Annotated in this window: 24 protein-coding genes; 8 read left to right on the forward strand and 16 right to left on the reverse strand. The window is 62.5% G+C overall.

Annotated features, from left to right (window positions below):
• The first annotated feature begins 57 nt into the window (after nt 1–57).
• From VUN82_24175 to VUN82_24185, 3 genes are all read left to right on the forward strand, one after another.
• Nucleotides 58–669, forward strand: a complete 612-nt coding sequence (locus VUN82_24175; GenBank protein XAS72132.1) for an NADPH-dependent FMN reductase — start codon at nt 58–60, stop codon at nt 667–669.
• Between the two features lie 116 nt (nt 670–785).
• On the forward strand, nt 786–1,187 hold the full coding sequence (locus VUN82_24180; GenBank protein XAS72133.1) for a hypothetical protein: 402 nt from the start codon (nt 786–788) through the stop codon (nt 1,185–1,187).
• A gap of 164 nt (nt 1,188–1,351) precedes the next feature.
• Nucleotides 1,352–1,816, forward strand: a complete 465-nt coding sequence (locus tag VUN82_24185; protein XAS72134.1) for an SRPBCC domain-containing protein — start codon at nt 1,352–1,354, stop codon at nt 1,814–1,816.
• Between the two features lie 44 nt (nt 1,817–1,860).
• Here VUN82_24185 and VUN82_24190 read toward each other — a convergent pair whose 3' ends face one another.
• The 4 genes from VUN82_24190 to VUN82_24205 all read right to left on the reverse strand — a co-directional run bounded on the left by VUN82_24190 (nt 1,861) and on the right by VUN82_24205 (nt 3,901).
• Complete coding sequence (locus VUN82_24190) at nt 1,861–2,235, reverse strand: hypothetical protein (protein ID XAS72135.1); 375 nt, start codon at nt 2,233–2,235, stop codon at nt 1,861–1,863.
• The gene (locus VUN82_24195; protein XAS72136.1) at nt 2,232–2,780 is read right to left on the reverse strand and encodes a type IV toxin-antitoxin system AbiEi family antitoxin domain-containing protein; all 549 of its coding nucleotides are present in this window, start codon (nt 2,778–2,780) and stop codon (nt 2,232–2,234) included. Before VUN82_24195 ends, VUN82_24190 begins: the two co-directional genes overlap by 4 nt.
• A gap of 126 nt (nt 2,781–2,906) precedes the next feature.
• Nucleotides 2,907–3,119 (reverse strand): DUF4177 domain-containing protein, encoded by a 213-nt coding sequence (locus tag VUN82_24200; GenBank protein ID XAS72137.1) that lies wholly within the window; start codon nt 3,117–3,119, stop codon nt 2,907–2,909.
• 74 nt (nt 3,120–3,193) lie between these two features.
• On the reverse strand, nt 3,194–3,901 hold the full coding sequence (locus VUN82_24205) for an HAD family hydrolase (protein ID XAS72138.1): 708 nt from the start codon (nt 3,899–3,901) through the stop codon (nt 3,194–3,196).
• Between the two features lie 104 nt (nt 3,902–4,005).
• Here VUN82_24205 and VUN82_24210 point away from each other — a divergent pair, with 104 nt between their 5' ends.
• The 3 genes from VUN82_24210 to VUN82_24220 all read left to right on the forward strand — a co-directional run bounded on the left by VUN82_24210 (nt 4,006) and on the right by VUN82_24220 (nt 5,688).
• Nucleotides 4,006–4,647, forward strand: a complete 642-nt coding sequence (locus VUN82_24210) for an NAD(P)-binding domain-containing protein (protein XAS72139.1) — start codon at nt 4,006–4,008, stop codon at nt 4,645–4,647.
• Nucleotides 4,648–4,904: 257 nt separating this feature from the next.
• Nucleotides 4,905–5,153, forward strand: a complete 249-nt coding sequence (locus VUN82_24215) for a hypothetical protein (GenBank protein ID XAS72140.1) — start codon at nt 4,905–4,907, stop codon at nt 5,151–5,153.
• Nucleotides 5,110–5,688 (forward strand): VOC family protein, encoded by a 579-nt coding sequence (locus VUN82_24220; GenBank protein XAS72141.1) that lies wholly within the window; start codon nt 5,110–5,112, stop codon nt 5,686–5,688. The genes VUN82_24215 and VUN82_24220 overlap by 44 nt, the downstream gene beginning before the upstream one ends.
• Nucleotides 5,689–5,738: 50 nt before the next feature.
• On the opposite strand, the gene VUN82_24225 is transcribed toward VUN82_24220, so the two are convergent.
• The 8 genes from VUN82_24225 to VUN82_24260 all read right to left on the reverse strand — a co-directional run bounded on the left by VUN82_24225 (nt 5,739) and on the right by VUN82_24260 (nt 15,061).
• On the reverse strand, nt 5,739–6,623 hold the full coding sequence (locus VUN82_24225) for a PaaX family transcriptional regulator C-terminal domain-containing protein (protein ID XAS72142.1): 885 nt from the start codon (nt 6,621–6,623) through the stop codon (nt 5,739–5,741).
• 160 nt (nt 6,624–6,783) lie between these two features.
• The gene (locus VUN82_24230) at nt 6,784–7,263 is read right to left on the reverse strand and encodes a thioesterase family protein (protein XAS72143.1); all 480 of its coding nucleotides are present in this window, start codon (nt 7,261–7,263) and stop codon (nt 6,784–6,786) included.
• A 7-nt stretch (nt 7,264–7,270) separates the two neighbouring features.
• Nucleotides 7,271–8,662 carry an MFS transporter gene (locus tag VUN82_24235; GenBank protein XAS72144.1) on the reverse strand — a complete coding sequence of 464 codons (1,392 nt, stop codon included), beginning with the start codon at nt 8,660–8,662 and terminating at the stop codon, nt 7,271–7,273.
• A gap of 2 nt (nt 8,663–8,664) precedes the next feature.
• Nucleotides 8,665–11,055 carry a bifunctional salicylyl-CoA 5-hydroxylase/oxidoreductase gene (locus VUN82_24240; GenBank protein XAS72145.1) on the reverse strand — a complete coding sequence of 797 codons (2,391 nt, stop codon included), beginning with the start codon at nt 11,053–11,055 and terminating at the stop codon, nt 8,665–8,667.
• Nucleotides 11,056–11,069: 14 nt separating this feature from the next.
• Entirely contained in the window at nt 11,070–12,749 is a 1,680-nt protein-coding gene (locus VUN82_24245) for an AMP-binding protein (protein ID XAS72146.1), read from the reverse strand.
• 59 nt (nt 12,750–12,808) lie between these two features.
• The gene (locus VUN82_24250) at nt 12,809–13,675 is read right to left on the reverse strand and encodes an acyl-CoA thioesterase domain-containing protein (GenBank protein ID XAS72147.1); all 867 of its coding nucleotides are present in this window, start codon (nt 13,673–13,675) and stop codon (nt 12,809–12,811) included.
• A gap of 5 nt (nt 13,676–13,680) precedes the next feature.
• A complete protein-coding gene (locus tag VUN82_24255) occupies nt 13,681–14,163 on the reverse strand; it encodes a cupin domain-containing protein (GenBank protein XAS72148.1) in 483 nt (160 codons plus the stop codon).
• 25 nt (nt 14,164–14,188) lie between these two features.
• On the reverse strand, nt 14,189–15,061 hold the full coding sequence (locus VUN82_24260; GenBank protein ID XAS72149.1) for a fumarylacetoacetate hydrolase family protein: 873 nt from the start codon (nt 15,059–15,061) through the stop codon (nt 14,189–14,191).
• Nucleotides 15,062–15,195: 134 nt separating this feature from the next.
• Between VUN82_24260 and VUN82_24265 the strand changes: the two genes are divergently transcribed.
• Nucleotides 15,196–15,594: a RidA family protein gene (locus tag VUN82_24265; GenBank protein XAS72150.1), complete on the forward strand. Its 399-nt coding sequence runs from the start codon at nt 15,196–15,198 to the stop codon at nt 15,592–15,594.
• Between the two features lie 41 nt (nt 15,595–15,635).
• Nucleotides 15,636–15,980, forward strand: a complete 345-nt coding sequence (locus tag VUN82_24270; GenBank protein XAS72151.1) for a DUF1801 domain-containing protein — start codon at nt 15,636–15,638, stop codon at nt 15,978–15,980.
• Nucleotides 15,981–15,984: 4 nt separating this feature from the next.
• Here VUN82_24270 and VUN82_24275 read toward each other — a convergent pair whose 3' ends face one another.
• The 4 genes from VUN82_24275 to VUN82_24290 all read right to left on the reverse strand — a co-directional run bounded on the left by VUN82_24275 (nt 15,985) and on the right by VUN82_24290 (nt 19,446).
• Nucleotides 15,985–16,788 (reverse strand): IclR family transcriptional regulator C-terminal domain-containing protein, encoded by an 804-nt coding sequence (locus VUN82_24275; protein ID XAS72152.1) that lies wholly within the window; start codon nt 16,786–16,788, stop codon nt 15,985–15,987.
• 71 nt (nt 16,789–16,859) lie between these two features.
• Entirely contained in the window at nt 16,860–17,528 is a 669-nt protein-coding gene (locus tag VUN82_24280; protein XAS72153.1) for a 3-oxoacid CoA-transferase subunit B, read from the reverse strand.
• Nucleotides 17,529–17,530: 2 nt separating this feature from the next.
• Complete coding sequence (locus VUN82_24285; GenBank protein ID XAS72154.1) at nt 17,531–18,217, reverse strand: 3-oxoacid CoA-transferase subunit A; 687 nt, start codon at nt 18,215–18,217, stop codon at nt 17,531–17,533.
• A gap of 14 nt (nt 18,218–18,231) precedes the next feature.
• Complete coding sequence (locus VUN82_24290) at nt 18,232–19,446, reverse strand: thiolase family protein (protein ID XAS72155.1); 1,215 nt, start codon at nt 19,444–19,446, stop codon at nt 18,232–18,234.
• Nucleotides 19,447–19,474 lie beyond the last annotated feature (28 nt).

Genomic DNA, 19,474 nt, shown 5'->3' on the forward strand with positions numbered 1-19,474 from the left:
AGCGTCCACACCGTCGACGAGCCGGTTCCGGCCGTGCCGTCGGGAAGGAACGCCGCTATGGACACATTCAAAATCGGCTATTTCGTCGGAAGCCTCTCAAGTACCTCGATCAACCGGGTCCTCTCCAAGGCGCTGATCAGCGTGGCGCCGCCGGAATTGGAATTCCATGAAATCGCCATTCGTGACCTCCCCTTGTACAGCTCCGACTATGACTCCGACTTCCCGCCTGCCGGCAGGGAATTGAAGGACGCCATCGCCGCATCGGACGGCATCCTGTTCGTCTCCCCCGAGTACAACCGCTCCATTCCAGGCGCATTGAAGAACGCCATCGACTGGGGATCACGGCCGTGGGGAAGCAACTCCTTCGCACGGAAGCCGACCGGCATTATCGGCGCGTCGCCTGGTGGCATCGGAACCGCGGTGATGCAGTCATCCATGCGCAGCGTCCTCAGCTTCCTCGACGCACCTCAGCTGAATGCGCCGGAGGCTTACATCCGCTTCGTCGCAGACGCGTACGACGACGACGGCTCGGTTAAGGACGAGGGCACGGCAGGGTTGCTGCGCCACTATATGGAGGAATACAGCGCGTTCGTCCAGCGTGTCCTGGCAGCCAACGCTCCGGGCCATATCGGCGATCCGGAGCCTGATTCGGCCAAACTCACGCGCTAACCCTCGGGTGGGGTCGCCCCTTGTCTGGTGGGCGACACCCACCCCATTTTCTTTGTTAGTCAGTATGCTTACTACTATGAGGATTCGCGGACACGCCCTATCCCACAGGAGAAACGATGCTTCGTAGATTAGCCCTGACAACGCTGGCACTGACCCTCTTCACCGGGTCCATGTTGTCCATCGCGGCAGCAGCAAACGCAGCAAACCCGGCCGCCCTCCAAGGTCACGTAGCTGCCACCACCCCCACGCCGTCGGCCTCGCCCAGCAACCCGTCCGGCCCATCAACGGCGACACCCACAAACCCAGCTCCATCGTCCGGCGGGCAAACCACGTCCAACCCGGCAAGCAGCGGACCCGCGAACCCAGGGACCGGAGAGTCCCAACCCCAGGAACAAACCCGGACCGACGTCACGCCGTGGATCCTGGCAGCCGTTGCTGCGATCATCGTCATTGCGCTAATCATCTGGGCGGTTCGCGGACGCGGTCGGAATGAGGAAGTGCGGGACGAGGAACTCTAGACGGCGCCAGGCGCGGCCGTCCGGCTGAGATCAAGCGCGGGAAGCAACTGCGGCCTGCCTCTGTTCCCACAGATACGTGATGAGAAAACAGAGAGTTGGCTGACATGACTGAGTTGCGTGATGGGCACCCTTCCGACCAAACGAGTGGGGAGCAGCCTTCGGACGTGAGGCACGAGACTTTCAGTATCACGCGCGACTTCGATGCGAACCGGGCGGACCTCTTCGCCGTGTTCGCGGATGATCGGTTGCGCCGGCAATGGTTTCGGATGCCAGGAACGGGGTCCGTCTATGATCACGACTTCCGCATTGGCGGCGGTGAGGAAGCGAGCAGCACTTTCGTCATGCTAGACGGGCAGGCCGAGAAACTGCGCAATCGTTCGCGCTACCTCGACATCATTCCCGATCGCCGGATCGTTTTCGTCTATGAAGCGATCGTGGACGATGCAACCCGGTGGGCATCGCTTGTAACAGTGACCTTGGCGGATGCGGAAATGGGAAGAAGCAGGCTGACCTGGACAGAGCAGGTCACGTTCCTCAAGCGAACCGGAGACGGCAGCGCTGACCTGCCTCATCTGCGCACCGGGACGACCCTTCGCCTCAACGGGATACCGGGAGCCCTCAAGACATAGTCTGGCGGTTAGTGTCGGCCGTTTAAAGGGAAGTAGTACGACTGCTACCGGATGCTGCACATCCATTGAGCTTTCGCGTCGGCGCGCGCATGTGCGCCGACAGATCCGCAGTGCCGGACGCCGAAGCCCCCGAGCACCACGAGCTCCGAGGCTTTTGCGTCAATCTGCAGCGTTAGGAACTTTTCCTGCTGCCACGATCCGCGGAGGTTCTCGCCAAGCCGTAGCTTTAGACCAGTGCCGCCCTTCACCGCTGATGGGGGCAGCATTTGGCACACCGCCAGGTTGGCTACTAGGGACTTGAGCTTGGCGACGGTCGAGTTCCCGGCCTTTGCGAGCTCTGCGATCCTGCCCTCTAAATACCGGACATTCTTGGGCGCAGTGATTTCCTCTGGCTGACTGTCGTTAGGTGGTGTGCTCAAGATGTTTCCAATTCTTTGATGACGCGGGCTGCGGCTGCTGAATCGAGCAGACCACGCTGCTCCGCTTTGCGGGCCGCATCGACCAGACGCTCAGTCATGATTCGTCCTCGAGAACCCAACAGGGCGCTTTCCACACCCATGGCTGGAATACCTTCAATGTAGCCGCTGTCCCAAAGAGGCACTTTCCGCTGTTCAATCTCGACCGTGTCCGGGAGCCGGCTGCGGACCCTCCGAGGGGTGACCACCCTGATTTTGCGGAGGTTGACCTGACCCAAGCCGTAGGCGGCGAGCACAGATTCGTCGGCGAGTACAGCTTCTTCTCCTCCGAGGGCTACGGCTTCAGCGAACTCGTCGAGGTTGCTGGAAGGGGCTTCGATCATCCGGTACACGCCGTGCCCTATGCGCCGCAGGGCTCCTCGCGCAGTCAATTTCCGGAGCTCCACGGGCGGCACTCCTGCTTCGCGCGCGCTGGCCACTGTGATGACGCCATGGGTGTCGTAGGCAAGTTCCCTCAGGATCTGCCGGTACGAACTAGTCAGCCTCACGGCAAAAGCGTACCGCTTTCGGTACGCTTGTGCCATCCTTACGGCCATTTTGGTCATCATCTCATCCTCGCCCGCAAGTCGGTCCACCATGGCCGTCCGAACGCCCAGCTTGTCGACGAAGTCCAATTATCCGAGGCGTTCGAACACCATCGTTGCCTGAATGCGGTCCCCGCCAGCGATCATCCCCTTGCTCCCGCTGCTCGCCGTGGTGATGGTGTGGAGCCGGTAGCCCTTCGCGGCCTGATCGTTGATGGCCTTCTCCAGAGAGGTCAGATTGCCCGAACCGGTTCCCCAGAGTTTCTCCTTAAGGATCACTTGCAGGACGACATACTGCTGCATGATGCGACTTCCTTCCGTTGCTGGTCAATTGGGGGCAATGCTACTCAACCCGGTGGCGCGGGCGGCCGCGCTTCTTAACCGCTGACTGTCCCCGCCGTTAGCCGGCCAATAGCGCTGCTTTCCAGATTCTCCAGAAGGTGCCGTGGATTGTCGTAGACCTCCGCGGCGCCTGCGTCACGCAGTTCTCCCTCGCTGATACCACCGCAGGTGAGGGCGATAGCGGGAACGCCAATTGCCGCAGCAGCCTTCACGTCCCAGACAGCATCGCCAACAAAGACGACGTCCGCTGGATCGAGTTCCAACTTCTTCAGGCACGCCAGGAGGATATCTGGGGCAGGCTTGCTTTCGTCCGCGTCATTGGAGCTGGTCCACGCGTCAATGGACCCACCGGCGTCGAGGAGCCGCCTGCTGACGTCAAGGTCGCGCTCTTGCGCTGACGACGCCAGCCCAACCGCCAGCCCGGAATCGGAGCAGGCTGCAAGGAGGTCCCTGGCGGAGTCGAAGGCGCGTAATGACGGCCAGAATGTCGAAAACACAGCTCCGTGCGCGGATTTCAATTCCTTTTGCATGTCTTCCGGACAGTCCGGAACCAGGTGCTGGACCAGCTTGTCGCCGCCCATTCCGACGCTGCGATGAATGTCGGAGATCTGGACGTCCAAGCCTTCGCGCCTGAACGCCTGCCACCAGGCGAGGGCGTGGAAGTAGCTGGAGTCTATCAACGTCCCATCGACGTCGAAGAGGACACCGCGTTTCTTGGAGTTGGAGTTCGCTGGAGTAGACATTTAGTAAGTCTACTTATCACCGCCATGCGCGGAAACTGGACGCGCTCTTCGACATATTGCGTAACGCCGGAAATACGCGTCTGCAACATCTTGTTGGCGGGAGTATGACAACAATCGGAATCATCGGTGCAGGACACATTGGCAGCCAGGTTGCGCGTAAAGCGGTTGAACTCGGCTACGACGTCGTGATCAGCAATTCGCGGGGGCCGGAAACCCTCGCGGACCTGGTCACAGAACTCGGGCCGCGGGCCCGGGCCGCGACGGCGGCTGAGGCAGCAGCGGCAGGTGATTTCGCCGTCGTGACCGTTCCCCTGAAAAACTATCAAGACATCCCGGCGGGACCGCTCGAAGGCAAGATCGTCATCGACACCAACAACTATTACTGGGAGCGCGACGGCCGTATTCCCGCGCTCGATAACGGCGAGACCACCACCTCGGGCCTGCTCCAGAAGCACCTGCCCACATCCAAGGTGGCCAAGGGCTTCAACCACATCTTCGCCAAGGACATCACTACCGATGGCACTCCAGCCGGCACGCCCAACCGCCGCGCATTGGCCACAGCCAGCGACTTCCCGGAGGCCGCCGAACGCGTGACCAAGCTGTACGACGAGTTCGGTTTCGACACCGTCAACATCGGGCCGCTCGAAGACAGCTGGCGCGTCGAGCGCGATCGCCCGGCCTACGTCATCCGTCAGAACGCGGACGAACTTCGCGAAAACCTCGCCAAGGCGACCCGCACCGCCTGATAGACCGCACCATCTCATAACAAAACACGCACGACGGCGGCAGGCGGCTTACGCCTGCCGCCTCCTTTGTGCTGGGGTGCTGTGGGACTACCACTCCACGACGGGTGGGCACGATTTGCGGCCAAGATTTGGGCCGAATCGCATCACGAATTGGACGCTGGACGCACAAAAGGAGTGGCTGCCTCCCAGGAAGCCCGGCGCATAGGGCATTCCGGGAGGCAGCCGCGCCAATTAAGCCCTGAATCCGAGGAGTTGCTATGTCTACCCAAACTGAGAAATGGCCTGCAGGAACACCCGCGTGGGTGGATCTGGGGGTCGATGACCTCCCTGCCGCCAAGGCCTTCTACTCGGAGTTGTTTGGCTGGGATTATCTCTCCGGCGACGAAGAAGCCGGGGGCTATCTACTGGCCCAACTGGATGGACAGGCTGTTGGCGGGACTGGGCCCCAAGCAGGATTCCAACATGCCAACTGCCTGGACCACGTATCTGGCCTCGGACAATGTTGACACCACGTGCAAAGAAGTAGCGGCTGTTGGTGGCCAACTCATCGCTCCTCCCTTCGATGTAATGGATTCGGGGCGCATGGCAATTGCCGCGGACAGCGTTGGTGCAGTCTTTGGCATCTGGCAGGCGGGAAGCCATATCGGGGCGGAGCGCGTCAACGAGCACGGGGCATTGTGCTGGAACGAACTCCACACCCGCGGCTACGCGCTGGCCCGGTCCTTCTATGCCGATGTTTTTGGCTTCACCTACCAGGACATCGACCAGGACGGATTCATTTACGCAACCGCCAAGCGGGCCACTGATGGCCGAGAAGTGGGCGGCATTCAGCACGACACCGAAATGGCCGAGGGCGCGCCGAATCATTGGCTGGCCTGGTTTGCCAGCGACCATGTAGATCGAACCGCCGCAACCGCCGTGGAAGTGGGCTCTTCGGCATTGGTCCCAGTCACAGACAGCCCCATGGGGCGGATGGCAATCCTGCAGGCGCCGCAGGGAGAAATCTTCGGCATCATCGACGCGCCCCGGACCAAGGATTAAGCCCGGACCAAGGACTAAACCCGCACCAACAAGTAATCCTGGACCAACGGCTACGTCAGGACAGGGTCCAAGGCTTCGCTGATGACCTCATGGGCGTGTGCCGCAGCGAGCGGCGCGGCGAGCCGGTGCACTGCCTGGAAGGTCCGGCGGACTTCCGGCCCATGCCACTCTGGCGGAAGGTAGTCCGACGGCAGGTTGGGGTCCCGGTAAGGGAACTTGCGCCACAAGGTGAGCATCGGAATGTAGTAGCGGAAAGCGTCGCGCCGCACCTCGGCCGTGGAATCAGCCAGGGCCGCCTCAGGGTCGGTGCCCACCAGGTCAATCCACTGCTGCTCTGCGCCCCGGTAGATCTCAAGGAACTCCGTGAACTGTTCATCGAGTTCCTTGAGATCCCACCATTCGGAGATCTTGGGCCGCATGGGGCCATCGAAAACATAGTCGCTGCGGAAGAGGTCCACGAACTCGATGAGCCCGCTGGCAGTGAGGCGTTCGCGAGCTTGCTCCAGCTTGTGTGCTGGAGCAATCCATACACCGGAAGCCACGGACCCAAATCCCAGGCTGGACAAGGCGGACCTCAGCTGGTGCCGGCGGTTCCGCATCGATTCGGGCACGGAGAACACGGCGAGCACCCACGTATCCACGGGAGCTGGCTGTTCGGGGGCGAAGATCCGCCGATCACCTTCACGGAAGACGTCGCTCACCGATTCGGCAATCTTGTACTTGGCAATGCCGCCTTCGCGGACGCTCTTCAGGACACCCTTGGCCTTAAGCCTGGAAACGGACGACCTCACACCTGGCGCGTCATAGCCGAGCGTACCGAGCATCGAAACCAGCGCGGAGACCGGCAACGCATCACCGGCATTCCTGCCATAAAGACCGAAGATCGTGACCAGGAGTTGCTGATGGCGCACCGGGGGTGCCGGGACGGCGAACATTGAAGGACCCTCATTTCCGCGCCAGTTAAGGCGCCAGTCATGTTCATCATAGGTGCGGAACCATCAATGGCCGGGAAGGGCGGACCCCGTCCTGCCGATGCTGAGGGCGGCCTTCCTCCGAGATGGCATTTAACCCCAATGCCAAGGCTCAACATTGGGGTTATCTGCCATCTCGCGACGCTATTCGGTGGCACCGCACAGCGCGGACAAAATGTTCCGGCCAAGGCTGCGCGGCGGTGTTGCCGTTGGGGACGTGGACCGTGGTGACCGTCCCGAACGCGGCCACCTCGCTGCCGTCCGACGACGCACCCTGGTGAGTGGCGCCGTCGGACGTTCCGCCAGCATCTTCACGCGAGTGGCCGCGGACCTCGAAGGCCATGGTCAGCGAGGTCCGGCCGAGCGCGTGGATTTTCACCGTGGCGGTGACGCGCTGGCCGAACCAGAGCTTGGCCTTGTAGTTGATCACCTGTTGGACGCGGGGAGCGTTGGGGAAGTAGTCCGGCAGCTCCAGGGAGCGAAACAGCTCTGCTTCGGCGGCTTCCACCCACCTGAGGATCGCCGAGTTGTGTTGGTGGCCGGAGGCGTCGGTGTCCACCCACTCAACCGTCCGCTGAACACTCGCTTCAGGAAACGCGTCCATGATTCTCCTAGCGGGTGCTGACTACCGCGGTCTCGTCGTCCGGATCCGCGACGTCGGCTCCCGCGCTGGGCGCAACAAATGTCACCTCGGGTTGCGGCTTCGGAATCATTGCGACGGCGGCTGCTGCCACCACTGCGATGCCCGCGAAGATCGCGAAGTTGGCCTCGAACGGCAGCTTGGAACCTGCAATCCAACCGCCGATCAGTGGCCCGGAGATCGCGCCCAGACGGGCGAAGCTGAGAGCCCAACCCGTGGCGGTGCCGCGCACCTTGGCCGGGTAGTAATCGGCTATGTAGCCCGTGAGGACCAGCGACGTTGAGATGGAACCGACGCCTGCGAAGGCCACGAAGAGCAGGTTGACCACCATGGTGTTGGGGAAGACGAGGAGCATGATGCCCAGGCCACCCAGGATGTAGAACACCACCAGGATGAGCTTCTTGCCATACTTGTCTGCCGCACGGCCCAGGAGCAGACCGCCGATCGCGGAGGCAAGGCTGAAGACCAAAAGGAACGTCAGGGACGAGCCGAGATCGTAGCCGGCCTTCTTCATGATGCTCGGCAGCCATGTGTTGAGCCCGTAGACGAGCACCAGGCCGCAGAACAACGAAACCCAGAAGAACACCGTGGAGCGCAGGTACTTCCTTGAGAACATCGTGGTGATGGTTTTCCACCACGGATCGGCGGCGTGTGAGGCGGCCTGGGAACCGGACTGTGCTACCGGCGCCACCGGCTGGTAGTCGACGATCTCCAGCTTGGCAGCCAAGGCCTTTGCCTCCGTGTTACGTCCCTTGGACTCGAGGTACTCCAACGATTCCGGGAGGAATTTCCAAATGATGGGCAGCAGGACAATCGGCGCGGCACCAATAGCGATGACCGCCCGCCAGCCACCAACCGGCAGCACGAACATCGCAGCAAGCGCGGCCGCAACGATGCCCAGCGAGTAGCCCGAATACATGAGGCCGTAGTTGTAGGAACGCCTATTGGGAGCTGAGTACTCGATTGTCAGGGCTGCCGCCACGGGGATGACGCCGCCCATGCCTAGTCCCCCAATGAGGCGGAAGATGCCAAACAGCTCGGGCGTGGGAGCCCAGGCCGCACCTGCCTGAGTGATCGTGAAGATGACCATGGAAGCCAACAGCATCTTCTTACGGCCTACGAGGTCGCTGAGAGTCCCGATGAACAGGGCTCCAATAAGCATGCCGATCAAGGCATATGATCCCAGCCCACCCAGGGCAAGCGGGCTGAGGTTCCATTGCTTGTACTCGGCCAGCGCCGGAAGCACTGCCCCCAGAACACCGACGTCGTAACCCTCAGCGAGGATGGCGAGCCAGCAACAAAACAACACCAAGCCGGTGGTGCGCTTGGGCACGTTCCAGTCATTAACCGGTTCGGCGGCCATGGCTACTTCACCAACGCAGATGCAGTGGCGGACGCGGGTGTCCAGCGGAGGTGGGTGGTGGTTTCTTCGGTGTCGGGTTCCTTGAGGAGGGACAGGCGGGGGCGGACGGCGTCGGTGCGGGCGCTTGGGGGTTTGCGGCGGCCGGCGCGGAATTGCGGGATCCATTGTGCGCCGGGGCCGTAGTATTCCTGTTCCGCGGCGGCGTGCAAAGTCCATTGCGGATCGTAAAGGTGTGTACGGCCCAGGGCGATCAGGTCGGCCCGGCCTGCGAGGAGGATGGAGTTCACGTCGTCGTAGCTGGAAATAGCGCCGACGGCGATCACGGCCACGCCTGCCGGAGCGGCCACTTCCTGGCGGATGCGGTCCGCGAACGGCGTCTGGTAGCTGCGGCCGAATGCGGGCTTCTCCTCCTTGGCGACCTGGCCGGTGGAAACGTCCAGGCCGGCGGCGCCGTGCTCCACAAACGCCTTGGCAATCTCGATCGAGTCGTCGGAGGTGTTGCCGCCTTCGATCCAGTCCGTCGCGGAGATACGCACTGTGATCGGCTTGTTGGCAGGCCAAGCCGCGCGGACGGCGTCGAATACTTCCAGCGGGAACCGCAGCCGGTTCTCCAGGTTGCCACCGTATTCGTCGGTGCGCTTGTTGGAAACCGGAGAGAGGAAGGAGGACAGCAGGTAGCCGTGGGCGGCGTGGATTTCCAGGAGGTCAAAGCCTGCCTCATCCGCCCGGACCGCGGAAGCCACGAACTCCGCCTTGATGGCATCCATCCCTGCGCGATCCAGCTCCACGGGGGTCTGGTTTTCGTTGCTGTACGGCAGTGCAGAAGGCCCGACGGCGGTCCAGTTGCCCGATTCGAGGGGCTGGTCGATGCCTTCCCACATGAGCTTGGTGGAGCCCTTGCGGCCTGAGTGGCCCAGCTGCGCGCCGATCTTGGCGGTGGAGCGGGCGTGGACAAAGTCCACGATTTCCTTCCAGCTGTCCCGTTGTTCGTCCGTGTACAGGCCGCTGCAGCCGGGGGTGATGCGCCCCGTTTCGGACACGCAGACCATTTCGGTCATGACCAGGCCCGCGCCGCCGAGGGCTTTGGAGCCGAGGTGGACTTTGTGGAAGTCTCCCGGGATGCCATCGGTGGCGGAGTACATGTCCATCGGGGAGACGATGATGCGGTTCTTCAACTCCAGTTCCCCGATGCGGAAGGGCTGGAACATCGCCGGCGCGACCTGGGCCAGGCCCTGGGATTCGGCGAAGTTCCGGTCCACGGTGTGGGCGAATTCGGGATCGCGGAGGCGCAGGTTTTCCTGAGTGATGCGGCGGCTGCGGGTGAGCAGGTTGAACGCGAACTGGGTGGGGTCCTGATCCTTGTACTGGCCGATCCGTTCAAACCATTCCAGCGATGCCTGCGCGGCGCGTTGCGTGGAGGCGACGACGGGACGCCGCTCAGCCTCGTACGCGGCCAAGGCGGAATCCACGTCCCGGTGCTCGTGCAGGCATGCAGCCAGAGCAAGGGAGTCTTCCATGGCCAGTTTCGTGCCCGAGCCGATGGAGAAGTGCGCGGTGTGGGCGGCGTCGCCGAGCAGGACAACGTTGCCCTTGCGCCAGCTCTGGTTGCGGACCGTGGTGAAGTTGATCCACTTGGAGTTGTTGGTGAGGACCTCGTAGCCGTTCAGTTCTTCCGCGAAGATTTCACGGATTTTGGCAACGGCCTTCTCGTCGGAGACCCCGGGCGGGAAGACATCGTTGGCGGTCTCGTCGAAGCCGGCGGCCTGCCACACTTCCTGGTGCATTTCCACGATGAACGTCGAACCCTCATCGGAGTACGGGTAGCCGTGGATCTGCATGACACCCCACTCAGTTTCCTTCACAAAGAACTTGAAGGCCTCGAATACCTGGTCCGTGCCGAGCCACATGAACTTGTTGGTCCGCGGGTCCAGGTCCGGGCCAAACGCGTCGGCGTACTTCGCACGGATCTGGGAGTTCACACCATCAGCGGCGAGCACCAGATCGTGGTTTGCTTCGAGTTCCTCAATGGCAGGCGCCATGGTGCTGAACCGGACGTCGACGTTCAGTTCCAGGCAGCGGCGCTGCAGCAGTTCCAACAGTTCCTTGCGGCTCATCGCCGCGAACCCCTGCCCGCCGACGGTGATCATCTGATCGCGGAAGTGGATGTCGATATCAGACCAGCGCGCGAACCGGCGGCTCATGTATTCGGCCACCACGGGATCGGCGTTGCCGATGCCGCCGAGGGTCTCATCGGAAAACACGACGCCGAAGCCGAAGGTGTCGCTGGCAGCGTTGCGTTCCCAGAGGGTGATGTCGTGCGACGGGTCCAGCTGCTTCATCAGTGCTGCGAAGTACAGGCCGCCCGGGCCGCCTCCAACAATTGCGATCTTCATGCTCATGCTCCTTCTCAAGCCTGGCTCTGGCCGGCAGGGGTAAGTTGTTGGGTTTCTGCTTCGCCTGTGGCGCTCTCCTGGCGGAGGCCATCGCGGAGCTTGAAGTGCTGGAGTTTTCCGCTCGGATTGCGGGGCAACTCGGTGACGAAGCGGACATCGCGCGGGTACTTGTACGGGGCGATGGTCTGCTTCACGAAGTCCTGGATTTCCTTGCGCTTCGCAGCGTCGCCAGTGACGCCCTCACGCAGGACGATAAACGCGCAAACTATGCTCCCGCGCTCAGGATCAGGCCGGCCGATCACCGCGTTCTCCACCACGTCCGGGTGCTGGTCGATGGCGGTTTCCACCTCGGGCGCGCCGATGTTGTAGCCGGAGGACACGATCATGTTGTCCGAGCGGGCCTGGTACGTGAAGTAGCCGTCTTCATCCATGGAGAACGTATCGCCCGTGACGTTCCAGCCCTTCACCACGTAGTTCTTTTGGCGTACGTCGTCGAGGTAACGGCAACCCGTGGGCCCAATCACGGCCAGCCGGCCGGACTGGCCTGGGCCCAGCTCGTTCCCGTCCTGATCAAGAATGGTTGCGCGGAAGCCCGGCACAGCCTTCCCGGTGGTACCTGGACGGATGTCGTCTCCGGCCGCGGAAATGAACACGTGAAGCAACTCCGTGGCGCCGATTCCATTGACCAGCCTCAGGCCCGTCACTTCACGGACCGCTTCCCACGTCTCCTTGGACAGGTGCTCACCCGCCGAGACAGCAACGCGGAGGCCACGGAGCAAGTCACCGCGCTTTTCCTTCAGGATCGCCCGATAGGCAGTGGGGGCTGTGAAGAGGATGGTGGCTCCAGCAGCCGAAGCGTGCTCGGCCAGTTCCACAGGCCCGGCCTTCTCGGTCAGGAGCGACGATGCGCCAAACCGCAGCGGGAAGATCACCAGTCCGCCGAGCCCGAAGGTGAAGGCAAGCGGAGGAGAGCCGGCGAAGACATCATCAGCCGTGGGCTGCAGGATGTAGCGGGCAAACGTGTCCGCATTCGCCAGGACATCACGGTGGAAGTGCATGGTCACCTTGGGCACACCGGTGGTCCCGGACGTTGGACCCAGCAGGGCTACGTCGTCTGCAGACGTGTCCATAGCCGTGAACTCCCCGCTCTTGGCCGTGCAGCGTTGGGTGAGGTCGCCGTCGTCGGGTCCTCCATAGCTCAGGACGGTGACGTCCTCGCCTGCCGCCGTCGCGAGTTCGTCCACGAAGCGGTGATCGGAAATCGCGACCACGGGCTTGGTGAGCTGGATCAGTGTGGCCACTTCGCTGGAACGCAGCATGGGCATCGTAGTAACTACTACCGCGCCCGCCTTGAGCACACCCAGCCAAGCGGCAACCAGCCATGGATTGTTGGGGCCGCGGAGCAGCACACGGTTTCCGGGCTCTACTCCGAGGTCTTCGGTAAGGACCTGGGCAACCTGGTTGGAGTGCAGCTGCAGCTGTCCATAAGACCAGACTGTGCCATCCGGAGTACGGAGCGCGGGACGGTCCGGGCCGAACGTCTCGACGGCGTTGTCGATCAGCACGGCGGCAGCGTTCAGCCGCTCCGGGTAGTGGAGTTCGGGCAGGGTAAATTCGAGCGCCGGCCAGGTGTTGGCGGGCGGCAGGTGGTCGCGGGTGAACGTGTCCACGTGGGCCGATGGCGTCATGCTCATGGCCGTTCCTTTCAGTGGTGCGTCAGTGAAGCTGGGGATGGTGGTGGGGGTAAAGCTGTTCAGGCGCGGATCATGCCTTCTTGGGCGACTGTGGCGAGGAGCCTTCCTTGCCGGTCGAAGAAGCGGCCCATGGCCAGGCCCCTGTTGCTCTGGCCTGATATGGCCTCTTGTGCATAGAGGACCCAGTCGTCGGCGCGGCCATTGCGGTGGAACCACATTGAGTGGTCAAGGCTTGCGGTGGCGAGGCCGGGAGTGGACCAGTTGAGTCCGTTGACCCGGAGTAGCGGCTCCAGGATGGTGTAGTCGCAAACGTAGGCAAGGGCAGTGCGGTGGAGGTTGGCGTCGTCGGGGAGGCTGTCGAAAGCCTTGACCCAAATTGCCTGCTGCGGCATGGATCCACCCTCAAGCTCGATGTATACCGGTCCCGGAATATGCCGCATGTCGAAACTACGGCCTGTAGACCAATAGTCTGCGGCTGGGCCTTCAGTGCCGTCCAGTGCTTCCGCTGCGGAGCGCAGGGATTCAGGCTCGACGGCGGCAGGAGCCTCCGGCTGGAAGTCCGGGCCATCTTCGGGAACCTGGAACGAACCCATCGCGGCATATACAGGCTTGCCGTTCTGGAAACCACGGACATTGCGGGTGGAGTAGCCCCGGCCGTCACGCAAGCGCTCCACTTCATAGCGAACATGGGCACCGATGTCCACGGGCCGCATGAAGTAGCTGTGCATCGAGTGGAGCTGCCTGTCGGCCTCCACTGAAAGCATCATGGCGGCTGCAGCTTGGGCCACCATGTCTCCGCCATAGGCTTTTGGCCACGGAACGTATTGGGTGGTGGCTTCGTAGGCTTCGTCAAAAACCTCCGCTTCAACGGCTGTCATCTCCACAGCCCTAAGGAAGGTCTCCGAGGTCAAGGTTCCAGTGATCATGGTGGTTATGCCCGGCGGTAGTCGGCGAGGGTTTCGTCCGGGACGTCGTCGAGGTTGACCACGAGGTTCTCCGGGGTGCGGGCTGTGAGCCACACGAGTTCTTCGGTGACGGACATGTTTGCTTCAACGTGCGGCATGAACGGCGGAACGAAGACCCAGTCGCCGGCCTTCATGTCCAGGAACTCTGAGTAGTTTTCGCCGAAGTAGATGCGGCCGTGGCCACGAAGAACGTAGCCGCCGGTTTCGGCTTCACCGTGGTGGTGCGGCAGGGAACGGTAGCCGGGGGTGTTGGAAACCTGGCCGAACCAGATCTTGGTTGCCGGGGTGTGCTGGATGCTTACTCCGGAGACGCGGATGCAATCCCCGGACTGGGCGGTGTTGGTGTCTTCTTCGCCTGCGCGGGTCACGACGGGGACAACCTTGCCGTCAGCGCCGGCGTAGATGGAGTTGTCGCCTTCCAGGCGGTAATCGGTGGTGGTCTGGCTCATGGGGTTCTCCTTTTGGCGGTGGGTTTTAGGCGTTGGCGGGGACTGGCGCGACCGGCGCGTGGATTCGGAACTGGTTTTCCAGGCGGCCGATGCCGTCGATCTCGGTGGCGAGGACGTCGCCGTCGTTCAGGAAACGCGGCGGGGTCATCCCCATGCCTACTCCCCCTGGCGTGCCCGTGAGGACAAGATCGCCGGGGCGCAGGATGGTGAACTGGGAAATGTAGGACAGGAGCTGCGCGGGGCCGAACACCAGGGTGCTGGTATTGCCCTGCTGCACGAGCTCACCGTTGACGTAGCCACGGACCTCGAAGCTTTCGCTTGCTTCATCCGCAGTCAGCATCACGGGGCCCACTGGGGTTGTGCCGTCCCAGGCCTTGCCTTGGAACCACTGCAGGGTGCGGCTCTGCCAGTCACGCATGGAGACGTCATTGGCAACGGTGTATCCCGCAATTGCCGCCCGGGCCTGCTCTTCGTCAGCGCGAAACAGCTCAGAACCCACGACGACGGCCAGCTCGGCTTCCCAGTCCACGCGACCGCTGCCATGGACTTCTACTGCGTCCGCGGCTCCGATCAGGGTGTCAGCGTATTTGGCGAACAGGGTGGGAAATTCAGGAAGTTCGCGTCCCATTTCCTGGATGTGGTCCCCGTAGTTCAGCCCGCAACAGATGACCTTTCCTGCGCGCGGCAGGAGCGGGGCGAAGTCAGCTTCAGTCGCTGCGATGACGGCTTGCCCGCCCTCCGCCGCTGCTTCGGCTGCCTTCTCGGAGATCATGCGCCATTCCGGTTGGGCCAGGAGCGCGCCGACGTCGGTGGCCGGCAGCGCAACGTAAGTGTCGGTGCCCGTGGCGAGTGCCGCCGTCGTACTTCCGCCGGAGGTGCGCAAGGTGGCAAGTTTCATGGGTTCTGCTCCTTCGAGATTCAATGTGTCGACTTTTTTACGATCGTCACATATGCTCAACGTAGCACGGCAGAAATGATCTGCACAGAGGCATTTCAAAACTTTTTGCAGTCGCCACAACAAGGAGGAACAGCATGAGCCACAAAACAATCAACCCGGAGTCACTCCCCAAGCCATCCGGTTTTGCGCACGGCATGCTTGCCGGCAACACGGTGTTCCTGGGTGGACAGACTGCCTTGGACAAGAACATGAACATCGTTCCCGGCGGCATTGTGGAGCAGTTCACGCAAGCGTTCTCCAACGTGCTGACCACGTTGCGGGAAGCCGGTGGACAGCCGGAGGACCTCGTCAACGTCACCATCTACCTAATCGACGTAGACGACTACATGGCGAACGGCCGCGAGATCGGACGGATCTGGCGTGAAATGGCTGGCACTCAATACCCGGCCATGGCCGGCATCGGCGTGACCCGGCTGTGGCAGAAAGAGGCCCTGATCGAAATCCAGGGCATCGCAGTTATTCCTGAGGGCTAAATCTCTGGCCTCTGCTGCGGCCTTAGTGAAGCATGTCCCCTATGGGAACCGTCACCGAATATCTGGAAAACGTCAGCGAGGGCAATCGCGAAATCCTGGAGCGGATAGTTGCGATCGCGCGTGAACTTGCCCCGGACGCCGAGGAAGGCACCAGCTACGGCATGCCTGCTTTGCTGGTGGACGGCAAGGGCTTCGTAAGTGTGATCGAAACCAAGAAGCACCTTGCCCTGTACCCGTTTAGCGGGCAGATCCTGCCTGAGATGTCCGAGGAGCTGGGCGGCTACTCGTGGTCGCCGGGGACGTTGCGGTTCTCTGCGGACAACCCGGTGCCGGACTCCATGGTTCGGAGGATTCTGGAGACGAGGCTGGCTGCGATCCGTAAGTAGCTATCTAGTGCTTTGCTGACACGTCCTGCGATATAGCGTTGGCTGTGGCGACGACTTCCTGCCGCACTGACTCGAGATACTTGTCCGGGTCCGGCTCCGCCGCGACAGCCTGGGCCTGCAGGGACACGTTGATCGCCGCAACATTATCGCCGTTGTTGTGGTTCCACACCGGCGCCGCGATGGACATCAGCCCGATTTCCAGCTCCTGGTCCAGCAGGCACCAGCCTTGCGCACGCACCTGCTCGACGGCGGCCCTCAAGTCTGCAGCGTTGGCCACGGTTCGCGGCGTGATGGGCTTGAGTTCGACGTTGGCCAGGTATGCCTCGAGCTTGGCCTGTGGCAAACCGGCGAGCAGCACCCGGCCCATGGAGGTGGCGTATGCCGGGAAACGGGTGCCCACCGTGATACCCACGTTCATGATTCGGCGAGTAGCGACGCGGGCAACGTAGAAGATGTCCGGGCCATCCAGGACTGCGGCCGACGTGGACTCCCCCAGCTTTAGGCTCAACTGCTCCAGATGTGGCTGAGCCAGCTGAGGCAGGGACAGCGCCGAAAGATACGAATAGCCGAGCTGCAGCACCTTGGCGGTGAGGGCGAAGGTCTTGCCGTCCGTGCGGACGTAGCCGAGCTCAACAAGGGTATGAAGAAAACGGCGTGCCGTTGCGCGGGTCAAGTCAGTGCGGGCTGCCACCTCACTGAGGGTCATGACCGGGTTGTTCGCGTCGAACGCCCGGATCACGGCCAGCCCCCGGGCCAACGACTGAACATACTGGTCGCTGGCCTGCGGGGTAACTGCGGAATCGGTCATGGTTACCAATCCTAGGGTGCGTTGCGGGGCCTACTCTGCATCCGCAGAGCAGGCTCGCAACGAGAGGAGTGTTAGGCGCCGGGCTTCAGGGGCAGGGGAACGAGCTCCTGGATTTCCTCGAAGGTGCAGCCGAACGTCTCGCGCACAGTGACGCCGTCGGGCCCTGTGAGGAAGACAGCTTTGTCCGTGTACACGCGGGTGACGCAGCCGACGCCCGTGAGCGGGTAAGTGCACTGTTCCACGAGCTTGGACGCTCCCTCGCGGGTCAAGAGCGTCATCATCACGAACACGTCCTTAGCACCGGTGGCCAGGTCCATCGCGCCACCGACGGCGGGGATCGCGTCCGGGGCTCCGGTGTGCCAGTTGGCGAGGTCGCCTGTGGCGGAGACCTGGAAGGCGCCGAGGACGCAGATGTCCAAGTGACCGCCGCGCATGATCGCGAAGGAGTCGGCGTGGTGGAAGTACGATGCTCCAGGCAGCTCGGTGACGGGGATCTTGCCAGCGTTGATCAAGTCACCGTCGATCTCGTCGCCTTCAGCCGCGGGACCCATCCCGAGCATCCCGTTCTCCGTGTGGAGCGTGATGTTCTGTTCTTCGGTGAGGTAGTTGGACACGAGCGTTGGCTGGCCGATGCCCAGGTTCACAAAGGAACCCGGTGCGATGTCGCGTGCCACCAACTGGGCGAGTTCGTCGCGACCCAACGGCTTCTCGGACGTCTGGATACTTGTCGCAGTGCTCATGATCAAGCCACCTTCCCTTTTGTGCCGGCAGAACCAACCCGGACCACACTGTTGACGTAAATCCCCGGCGTCACCACGTTCTCCGGATCCAACGAACCGGTGGGCACGATCTCCGAGACCTGCACAATGGTGTGCCTGGCAGCGGCCGCCATGATGGGGCCGAAGTTACGGGCGGTCTTGCGGTACACGAGGTTGCCCTTGCCGTCCGCCTTGAGTGCTTTGATCAGTGCGACATCGGCGTGAATCGGCGTTTCGAATACCTGCCACTTCCCGTCCAACAAGCGCGTTTCCTTGCCCTCAGCCAACGTGGTGCCGTAGCCGGTAGGTGTGAAGAACCCGCCGATTCCAGCGCCGGCGGCACGGATGCGCTCAGCCAGGTTCCCCTGGGGAACCAGTTCCAGCTCGATCTCACCCGCATGGAACTTGGCATCGAAGTGCCAGGAATCGGACTGCCGAGGGAAGGAACAGATCATCTTGCGGACCCTGCCTTCCTTGATCAGCAACGCTAGCCCCTGATCGCCCTGGCCGGCATTGTTGTTCACCACGGTGAGGTCCTTCGCGCCACAGTCCATCAGGGCGTCGATCAATTCGAATGGCTGCCCGGCGTTGCCGAACCCGCCGATCATCACCGTGGAACCGTCCTTGATACCAGCGACTGCTTCGCCAACAGTGTCAATGAAATTCAGCATGACTCTTTACCCTTCTAAGCCGATGCGCCGGCAGTGACGTTTTCGAGCACCACAGCCAGGCCTTGGCCCACGCCGATGCAGATCGCCGCGACACCCCAGCGCCGTCCGGAGGCCTGCAGGGAACGGGCAAGCGTGCCGAGGAGGCGGGTGCCGGAGGCACCCAGTGGGTGGCCCATCGCAATTGCCCCGCCATGCTGGTTCACGATTCCGGGGTCGATCCCCCACGCGTCAACGCAGGCCAGCGACTGCGCGGCGAAGGCTTCATTAAGTTCGACGGCGCCAACCTGGTCCCAGCCGATGCCCGCCTTCGCGAGGGCCTTGTTTGCCGCCTCCACCGGGGCGAACCCGAAGAACTGGGGATCGTTGCCATGGGCGCCGCGGCCGGCGATACGGGCCAGAGGGTCGAGACCAAGGATGGAAGAAGCAGCCTCCGAACCGATCCACGCAGCCGAAGCTCCATCATTCAAAGGCGAGGCGTTACCGGCGGTGACCGTGCCGCCGTCGGGCCCTGAACCCTCGGCACGGAACACGGTCTTCAGCGTGGCGAGCTTCTCTGCGGTGGAACCGGCCCGGATGCCCTCGTCCCGGACCAAGTCTGTCCCCGGAACTGGTGCCACCAGGTTGTCGTAGAAGCCGTCGTTCCATGCGGAATCGGCCAGGTTGTGCGAATCAGCAGCGAACTGGTCCTGGCGTTCACGGGTGATCCCATACTTCTCGCGCAGCCGTTCGGTGGCTTCGCCCAGTGAGATGGTCCAGTCCTTGTTCATGGCCGGGTTCACCAGACGCCAGCCGAGCGTGGTGGATGCCAGCGTCATGTCCCCGGCCGGGTAAGGCTTGGACGTCTTCGGCAGCACCCAAGGTGCACGCGACATGGACTCTGCACCGCCCACCAACATCAGGTCGGCGTCGCCGGCGTTGATCTGGCGCGAAGCGATGATCGCTGCGTCCAGGGAGGAGCCGCACAGACGATTGACCGTTGTCCCGGGAATCGACACGGGCAAGCCTGCCAGCAGGGTAGCCATCCGGGCCACGTTGCGGTTTTCTTCGCCGGCGCCGTTGGCGTTGCCGAAGACCACCTCGTCGATCCGTTCAACGTCCAGCCCCGGAGCCCTGCGAACGGACTCGCGGACCACATGGGCAGCAAGGTCATCGGGACGGACAGCAGCAAGACCGGAGCCGAACTTGCCAAAGGGTGTGCGTACGGCGTCGTACACGTATGCCTGGTTCATGGGGATTCCTTTGATTCTCTCTGCCCAA

It is taken from the genome of Micrococcaceae bacterium Sec5.1 (assembly GCA_039636795.1).
Classification (GTDB): domain Bacteria; phylum Actinomycetota; class Actinomycetes; order Actinomycetales; family Micrococcaceae; genus Arthrobacter.

What these genes read in the sequence shown, in the direction of transcription:
- VUN82_24260 (XAS72149.1), bottom strand. Translation starts at nt 15,061, where the DNA reads ATGAAACTTGCCACCTTGCGCACCTCCGGCGGAAGTACGACGGCGGCA.
- VUN82_24290 (XAS72155.1), bottom strand. Translation starts at nt 19,446, where the DNA reads ATGAACCAGGCATACGTGTACGACGCCGTACGCACACCCTTTGGCAAG.
- VUN82_24210 (XAS72139.1), top strand. Translation starts at nt 4,006, where the DNA reads ATGACAACAATCGGAATCATCGGTGCAGGACACATTGGCAGCCAGGTT.
- VUN82_24275 (XAS72152.1), bottom strand. Translation starts at nt 16,788, where the DNA reads ATGACCGATTCCGCAGTTACCCCGCAGGCCAGCGACCAGTATGTTCAG.
- VUN82_24215 (XAS72140.1), top strand. Translation starts at nt 4,905, where the DNA reads ATGTCTACCCAAACTGAGAAATGGCCTGCAGGAACACCCGCGTGGGTG.
- VUN82_24245 (XAS72146.1), bottom strand. Translation starts at nt 12,749, where the DNA reads ATGAGCATGACGCCATCGGCCCACGTGGACACGTTCACCCGCGACCAC.
- VUN82_24200 (XAS72137.1), bottom strand. Translation starts at nt 3,119, where the DNA reads ATGCAGCAGTATGTCGTCCTGCAAGTGATCCTTAAGGAGAAACTCTGG.
- VUN82_24240 (XAS72145.1), bottom strand. Translation starts at nt 11,055, where the DNA reads ATGAAGATCGCAATTGTTGGAGGCGGCCCGGGCGGCCTGTACTTCGCA.
- VUN82_24255 (XAS72148.1), bottom strand. Translation starts at nt 14,163, where the DNA reads ATGAGCCAGACCACCACCGATTACCGCCTGGAAGGCGACAACTCCATC.
- VUN82_24225 (XAS72142.1), bottom strand. Translation starts at nt 6,623, where the DNA reads ATGTTCGCCGTCCCGGCACCCCCGGTGCGCCATCAGCAACTCCTGGTC.
- VUN82_24205 (XAS72138.1), bottom strand. Translation starts at nt 3,901, where the DNA reads ATGTCTACTCCAGCGAACTCCAACTCCAAGAAACGCGGTGTCCTCTTC.
- VUN82_24285 (XAS72154.1), bottom strand. Translation starts at nt 18,217, where the DNA reads ATGCTGAATTTCATTGACACTGTTGGCGAAGCAGTCGCTGGTATCAAG.
- VUN82_24265 (XAS72150.1), top strand. Translation starts at nt 15,196, where the DNA reads ATGAGCCACAAAACAATCAACCCGGAGTCACTCCCCAAGCCATCCGGT.
- VUN82_24270 (XAS72151.1), top strand. Translation starts at nt 15,636, where the DNA reads ATGGGAACCGTCACCGAATATCTGGAAAACGTCAGCGAGGGCAATCGC.
- VUN82_24220 (XAS72141.1), top strand. Translation starts at nt 5,110, where the DNA reads ATGCCAACTGCCTGGACCACGTATCTGGCCTCGGACAATGTTGACACC.
- VUN82_24175 (XAS72132.1), top strand. Translation starts at nt 58, where the DNA reads ATGGACACATTCAAAATCGGCTATTTCGTCGGAAGCCTCTCAAGTACC.
- VUN82_24230 (XAS72143.1), bottom strand. Translation starts at nt 7,263, where the DNA reads ATGGACGCGTTTCCTGAAGCGAGTGTTCAGCGGACGGTTGAGTGGGTG.
- VUN82_24250 (XAS72147.1), bottom strand. Translation starts at nt 13,675, where the DNA reads ATGATCACTGGAACCTTGACCTCGGAGACCTTCCTTAGGGCTGTGGAG.
- VUN82_24180 (XAS72133.1), top strand. Translation starts at nt 786, where the DNA reads ATGCTTCGTAGATTAGCCCTGACAACGCTGGCACTGACCCTCTTCACC.
- VUN82_24235 (XAS72144.1), bottom strand. Translation starts at nt 8,662, where the DNA reads ATGGCCGCCGAACCGGTTAATGACTGGAACGTGCCCAAGCGCACCACC.
- VUN82_24280 (XAS72153.1), bottom strand. Translation starts at nt 17,528, where the DNA reads ATGAGCACTGCGACAAGTATCCAGACGTCCGAGAAGCCGTTGGGTCGC.